Origin of the sequence: Citrobacter sp. Ca225, assembly GCF_030337175.1 — a bacterium.
In the GTDB taxonomy this organism is placed as follows: domain Bacteria; phylum Pseudomonadota; class Gammaproteobacteria; order Enterobacterales; family Enterobacteriaceae; genus Citrobacter_A; species Citrobacter_A amalonaticus.
This window is the reverse complement of the sequence record NZ_JAOWCD010000083.1, coordinates 1-5,030: the sequence shown is the minus strand read 5'-3', so window position 1 is coordinate 5,030 and position 5,030 is coordinate 1. Positions and strand designations below refer to the sequence as shown.

The 5,030-nt window shown below is 54.7% G+C and carries 5 protein-coding genes and 2 pseudogenes; 3 read left to right on the top strand and 4 right to left on the bottom strand.

Features of this window, described 5'->3' with window-relative positions; all coding sequences use genetic code 11:
- The 3 genes and pseudogenes from OGW13_RS15615 to arsC all read left to right on the top strand — a co-directional run.
- A pseudogene (locus OGW13_RS15615) lies at window positions 1-204 on the top strand (arsenical pump-driving ATPase); the annotation flags it as partial.
- Window positions 205-251: 47 nt separating this feature from the next.
- Entirely contained in the window at window positions 252-1,541 is a 1,290-nt protein-coding gene (gene arsB, locus OGW13_RS15610; RefSeq protein WP_054176744.1) for an arsenite efflux transporter membrane subunit ArsB, read from the top strand.
- Between the two features lie 12 nt (window positions 1,542-1,553).
- On the top strand, window positions 1,554-1,979 hold the full coding sequence (gene arsC / locus OGW13_RS15605; RefSeq protein WP_042999397.1) for a glutaredoxin-dependent arsenate reductase: 426 nt from the start codon (window positions 1,554-1,556) through the stop codon (window positions 1,977-1,979).
- A 235-nt stretch (window positions 1,980-2,214) separates the two neighbouring features.
- On the opposite strand, the pseudogene OGW13_RS15600 reads toward arsC, so the two are convergent.
- From OGW13_RS15600 to OGW13_RS25735, 4 genes and pseudogenes are all read right to left on the bottom strand, one after another.
- Window positions 2,215-2,592, bottom strand: a pseudogene (locus OGW13_RS15600) (multidrug efflux MFS transporter MdtM); the annotation flags it as partial.
- A 42-nt stretch (window positions 2,593-2,634) separates the two neighbouring features.
- Window positions 2,635-4,170 carry an IS66 family transposase gene (gene tnpC, locus OGW13_RS15595; RefSeq protein WP_001000406.1) on the bottom strand — a complete coding sequence of 512 codons (1,536 nt, stop codon included), beginning with the start codon at window positions 4,168-4,170 and terminating at the stop codon, window positions 2,635-2,637.
- 49 nt (window positions 4,171-4,219) lie between these two features.
- Entirely contained in the window at window positions 4,220-4,567 is a 348-nt protein-coding gene (tnpB, locus tag OGW13_RS15590; RefSeq protein ID WP_000609174.1) for an IS66 family insertion sequence element accessory protein TnpB, read from the bottom strand.
- Window positions 4,564-4,896: a transposase gene (locus OGW13_RS25735; protein WP_050586387.1), complete on the bottom strand. Its 333-nt coding sequence runs from the start codon at window positions 4,894-4,896 to the stop codon at window positions 4,564-4,566. The genes tnpB and OGW13_RS25735 overlap by 4 nt, the downstream gene beginning before the upstream one ends.
- Window positions 4,897-5,030 lie beyond the last annotated feature (134 nt).

Here is a 5,030-nt window from a genome sequence, read left to right as displayed (position 1 = left end):
GCGGGGATTCATCCGTGGGGCTGGATTATCAATAACAGCCTTTCCATTGCGGATACGCGTTCTCCGTTGCTTTGCCAGCGCGCCCGGCAGGAACTGCCTCAGATTGAGGCTGTTAAGAATCAGCATGCTGACCGTATAGCGCTCGTTCCGGTATTGGCGTCAGAGCCCGCCGGTATTGAAAAGCTCAGAAAGTTGATGAGTTAATTTTTTTGTATTTACAGGGCGGCAAAGTCGCCCTGTCAGGAGGATGTATGTTACTGGCAGGCGTTATTTTTGTCCTGACCATTGTTTTGGTTATCTGGCAGCCTAAGGGTTTAGGGATCGGCTGGAGCGCGACGCTGGGCGCAGGACTGGCTTTGATTTCTGGCGTTGTGCATGTAAGCGATATTCCGGTGGTGTGGAATATCGTCTGGAACGCGACGGCAACATTTATTGCCGTAATTATTATCAGCCTGCTGCTCGATGAATCTGGTTTTTTCGAATGGGCGGCACTGCATGTTTCACGTTGGGGTAATGGTCATGGCCGTTTGCTCTTTACGTATATCGTTCTGCTCGGTGCGGCGGTGGCGGCACTGTTTGCCAACGATGGAGCGGCATTGATTCTGACGCCGATAGTCATCGCCATGCTGCTGGCATTAGGGTTCAGCAAAGGCACCACGCTGGCATTCGTCATGGCTGCCGGGTTTATTGCCGATACTGCCAGCCTGCCGCTTATCGTGTCGAACCTGGTGAATATCGTCTCGGCGGACTTCTTTGGTCTGGGATTCACTGAATATGCATCGGTGATGGTGCCGGTGGATATTGCCGCCATTGTTGCCACGCTGGTGATGCTGCATCTGTTCTTCCGCAAAGATATTCCACCGACTTACGATCGGGCTCTCCTTAAGGCACCGACAAAGGCGATTAAAGATCTGGCAACCTTCAGAACTGGCTGGATAGTGTTGATTCTTCTTCTGGTTGGCTTTTTCGTCCTTGAGCCGTTGGGTATCCCGGTCAGCGCGATTGCTGCTGTAGGCGCTGTCATTCTGTTTACTGTGGCGAAACGAGGCCATGCCATTAACACCGGCAAAGTGCTGCGCGGTGCGCCATGGCAGATCGTCATCTTCTCACTGGGGATGTACCTGGTGGTCTACGGTCTGCGCAACGCCGGACTAACCGAATACCTTTCAGGTGTGCTGAACGTACTGGCGGATAAAGGACTCTGGGTCGCGACGCTGGGGACTGGCTTCCTGACAGCAATCCTGTCTTCCATTATGAACAACATGCCTACGGTGCTGGTTGGCGCGCTCTCTATCGAGGGAAGCACTGCCACCGGCGTTATTAAAGAGGCGATGATCTACGCTAACGTGATTGGCTGCGATCTGGGGCCGAAAATTACACCTATTGGTAGCCTTGCAACGCTGCTCTGGCTGCATGTACTTTCACAGAAGAATATGACCATCACGTGGGGATACTATTTCCGCACCGGGATTATTATGACTCTGCCTGTGCTGTTTGTAACGCTGGCGGCGCTGGCGCTACGTCTCTCTTTCACTTTGTAATGAGATACTGATATGAGCAACATCACCATATATCACAACCCGGCCTGCGGTACGTCGCGTAACACGCTTGAGATGATCCGCAACAGCGGTAATGAACCGACCGTTATTCATTACCTTGAAACTCCACCGTCTCGCGATGAGCTGGTCAAACTCATTGCGGATATGGGCATTTCCGTCCGGGCTTTGCTGCGTAAAAACGTCGAGCCTTATGAAGAACTGGGGCTTGCCGAAGATAAGTTTACTGACAACCAGATAATAGACTTTATGTTGCAGCATCCGATCCTGATTAACCGTCCGATTGTGGTGACGCCACTGGGAACTAAACTGTGTCGTCCTTCCGAGGTGGTTCTGGATATCCTTCCAGATGCTCAGAAAGCGGCTTTCGCTAAGGAAGATGGTGAGAAAGTCGTTGATGAAACAGGTAAGCGATTGAAATAAAGATGAAGGGGGCAGATGCTCCCTTATTCCTGCCTCAGAGCATAAGACCCGAATCTTCTGGCAGAGCACTATTCCTTCACCAAGTTTCATTTGCAGCAAAACAGTGTCAAGCCTGTGGCCATGTTTGAAACCATCCGGAGGTTCGGTTTCGAAGCGACCTGTACCATGCAGGACATGGGGCCGTAGCCCCATCATTAGCCTGCCAATTTTGCTGGCAGAGCCGTAACTCATATTCTCAGACGGTCTGATTCAGATGTTGCTGGCGTAGTTTTAACAAACGAAAAACCAGTATCATGACGATAATTCCTGCCACCATCGCCAGAAAATGGAAAGCTATCCTGCCACCAGCCTGAAAATAGAACCAGCGGGCCAGCTCTACTGAGGTCGCCATAAAACTTAATGCAATAATGTTAATGGTTGCTGATACGGTGCCTTTAGGCAGGGAATGAGAAAAAAGCGCAAAACGGAACAGGACGGGATACAGCATTCCTGTCCCGAGGGCATAAATACTTATTCCCATCACCGACCATAACCAGACATGCGGCCAACCCAGATTACCAAGCAGAAGGGTACACAGCCCGCTTAGCTGAACTGGAACGGTACGCCAGATAAAGGTAAGCGTGCAGTGAGAACCGTATTGACGAAGTGAAGCTGGTCAGGCAGGCAGAGTAACCCGCCACGGGAGCAGAGCACCCACCCGGTTCACAGGCCAGTCGGCGATGACATCAAGTACATGATGCAGATAGCGTTCCGGATCCACGCCGTTTAATTTGCACGTCCCGATAAGACTGTACAGTGACGCACCGCGCTCACCACCATGATCCGAGCCGAAGAACAGCCAGTTTTTTCTCCCCAGACTGACCAGTCGTAGGGCGTTTTCGGCAATGTTATTATCCACCTCCACCCAGCCATCTTCTGCATAGCGGGTCAGCGCCGGCCACTGGTTCAGCGCATACCCGAACGCCTTCGCCAGTTCTGAGTGCCTTGAGAGGGTTTTCTGTTTCTCCCGCAGCCACCCCTCCAGTGACGCCAGCAGCGGCAGCACTTTTTGGTGCCGGACTGCCTGCCGTTCCTCTGCTCTTTTACCTCTGAGCTCCGACTCGATGGCATACAGCTCGCCGATCCGTTTCAGCGCCTCCTCCGTCAGGGCTGACGGGGTACGGACGTGAACATCGTGGATTTTTCGGCGGGCATGGGCCCAGCACGCGGCTTCCTTTATATGGCCGTCGCGGTAGAGCTCGTTGAACCCGGCGTAGGCATCAGCCTGCAGTACGCCACTGAAGCCTGCAAGATGGGTCTGAGGGTGGATACCTTTTCTGTCCGGGCTGTAAGCGAACCACACTGCGGGGGCCAGCGCTGATCCGGCGTTGCGGTCGTCTCGAACGTACGTCCATAAGCGCCCGGTCTTCGTCTTCTTATTGCCCGGCAACAGCACCGGGACAGGCGTATCGTCAGCATGGAGTTTGCCGTCGGTCAGGACATAGTGCTGAAGGGCTTCATCCAGCGGTGCCAGCAGACGACAACACGCATCCACCCAGCCCGACAGTACAGAACGACTCAACACTACACCCTGGCGGGCATAGATCTCCGACTGGCGATACAGCGGTGTGTGCTCTGCATACTTTGAGGTCAGCACTCGGGCCAGCAGCCCCGGTCCGGCGATCCCCCGTTCGATGGGGCGCGAAGGAGCCGGGGCCTGAACGATGCGATCGCACCGACGGCAGGCATGCTTTTCACGGACTGTCCGGATAACCCGGAAGGCGCTGCGCATCAGCTCCAGCTGTTCGGCGGCATCCTCACCCAGGTAACTCAGCGAACCACCGCACTCCGGGCAACACGGCTCAGTCGGCAGCAGCCGCTTCTCATCCCGTGGGAGTGACTCAGGGAACGGTTTGCGGGTGCGGGTCTGACGCAGCGGGCGCTGCACTGCCGGGTCATCCACCCGGCCGGTCAGCGTATCGCTTTCCTGCTGCAGCAGGTTCAGGTCAGCTTCCATTTGCGCGATACGGCGAGATACCTTTTCGGAACGACTGCCGAAGTTCATCCGGCGCAGCTTATCCAGTTGCGCCTGCAGATGGTCTATTTCGCGTTCCCGGTTGCTCAGCTTTTCCTGCAGGGCGTGGATCAACGCTTCCTGTTCGGCCAGGCGCTGTTTCAGCAGAAGGATGTCGTCAGAAGAGGTATCGTTCATAATCCTGTATTTTACCAGGCTTATTCTGCGACAACCAGGATAAAGAGCGCTACAACATGGTCAGGGATGTCAGTAACCGCTTTGGCTGTCGCCAGTCGATACCTTCCATCAGCATCGCCAGTTGCGCCGGCGTCAGGAACACTTTGCCATCGCGGGCTGAGGGCCAGGCGAAGCGACCACGTTCCAGTCGCTTTGTCAGCAGGCACAGACCATCGCCGGTGGACCAGAGCAGTTTTACCTGACTGCCGCTGCGTCCCCGGAAGATGAAGACGTGGCCGGACATCGGGTCATCTTTCAGCGCGGTCTGCACCTTTGCGGCGAGGCCATTGAAGCCGTTGCGCATATCGGTGATACCGGCAACCAGCCAGATTTTTGTGCCTGCGGGAAGATTTATCATACCGGCCCCCGCATCAGTTCGCGCAGGACAGTGCTCATGAGTTCAGCAGAGGGATGAGTCAGTGTTATTTCTCCTCCCCGACATTTTATGTGGCAGGTAGCGGGAGGAGAGCAGGATGGTAGTTCGAAGGTTGGGAGAGAAGAGCCCGCCTGAAGCTGCACGGGTATCAGGGCAGGAAGCGACGATGAGTTTTTTCGGGGCCGACAGACCCGCCCTTCACGCTGCCAGAGCCTTATCCATTTAAAGAGCAGGTTATCATTGACGTCATGTTTCCGGGCCAGTGCGGCAATACTGCCTTCTTCTTCAAGAGCCAGCCTGACCAGTTCCATTTTGAATTCAGGGGAATAGTGTTTCCGGGGAAGTCTTTCTTTAGCGCGCATGAGGTGTCCACCTGCAAAATAAGTGGGTGCTTAAGTTACAGGATCCTGGATTCGGGACCAGACGGTACTCAGACGACGCTTAC

Bases quoted from the DNA above. Each gene is read 5' to 3' on its own strand.
- arsB (WP_054176744.1), top strand. From the start codon at position 252: ATGTTACTGGCAGGCGTTATTTTTGTCCTGACCATTGTTTTGGTTATC.
- arsC (WP_042999397.1), top strand. From the start codon at position 1,554: ATGAGCAACATCACCATATATCACAACCCGGCCTGCGGTACGTCGCGT.
- tnpC (WP_001000406.1), bottom strand. From the start codon at position 4,170: ATGAACGATACCTCTTCTGACGACATCCTTCTGCTGAAACAGCGCCTG.
- tnpB (WP_000609174.1), bottom strand. From the start codon at position 4,567: ATGATAAATCTTCCCGCAGGCACAAAAATCTGGCTGGTTGCCGGTATC.
- OGW13_RS25735 (WP_050586387.1), bottom strand. From the start codon at position 4,896: ATGGAACTGGTCAGGCTGGCTCTTGAAGAAGAAGGCAGTATTGCCGCA.